General features: G+C 36.2%; 1 protein-coding gene. It reads left to right on the top strand.

The window, feature by feature from the left end; translation table 11 throughout:
* The first annotated feature begins 239 nt into the window (after positions 1-239).
* A complete protein-coding gene (locus RBH29_RS17730) occupies positions 240-677 on the top strand; it encodes a GNAT family N-acetyltransferase (RefSeq protein ID WP_306698341.1) in 438 nt (145 codons plus the stop codon).
* The last annotated feature ends 305 nt before the right edge of the window (positions 678-982 follow it).

Below are 982 nucleotides of genomic sequence, written 5' to 3'. Positions count from 1 at the left end.
GGGGAAACTTTCATGCACGGTTCTTAGGGGGGAAGGAGGTTGTAAAGCCTCTGACCTACCCGACTTAGTTGAAACCACAATATCGGGGCAGGGCGTTGGGGTCAATTGGTTATCTGATTGCTACTGAACATCAGATGGATTATATTCAAAGAATAAATAAGTGTATTAAACTAACTTGCAGTTGAATGACAGAATAAGTTATATTAAACCTTGGTGGAATGAAAAAAAGGGGAATAGTTATGGATATTATTAAAATTAAAGAGCTTCAATCACAAAATGAATTATTAGATGCATTTCCTGTTATCAAACAATTACGAACTCACCTTGACGAAGAGACATATTTAAATTTAGTTTTAGAGGCAAAAAAGAAGGATAGATATAAAATGTTTGCTTTAATTGATGGAAAAAAGATGGTAGCAGTAACTGGTTTTAAACCTATGATAACACTATACTATGGTAGATTTGTGTGGGTATGTGATTTAGTGACTGATATAAATAAGCGTTCAAAAGGGTACGGTGAAAAACTACTTACATATGTCCATAAATGGGCAAAAGAAAACAATTATGAAAGTGTTGCATTGTCTTCAGGATTACATCGTACTGATGCACACCGTTTTTATGAAAACAGAATGGACTATGACAAAGTAAGTTATGTGTTCAAAGTGTCTTTGAAATAAGCTAATAAAGTAACACAGGTGTTAGTTAAATAATAATTACTTTTTGTTGTGTTGTTACATTAGTTATTAATGTGTGATAATAAAGACAGATAGGTTGTGGCATCAACTAACAATGCATGGAAGTAAAAGTGCGGTATAGAAGGTCATGAAGAAATTTCTCTGGAGTAGGAGCATGTAACAAGCCGCACCACACCGTTTCGCCGGGCAGACAAGCTGCCACTCACGGGTCTTTCTAATAGGCCGGCTCAAACGGAGTCTTCCATGCGGAACGTTAGATGCAATTTGCGTCACTTGTTTAGTAGCAG

The organism is Herbivorax alkaliphila, from assembly GCF_030848475.1.
Classification (GTDB): domain Bacteria; phylum Bacillota; class Clostridia; order Acetivibrionales; family Acetivibrionaceae; genus Herbivorax.
This window is presented reverse-complemented; position numbering and strand designations above follow the sequence as displayed.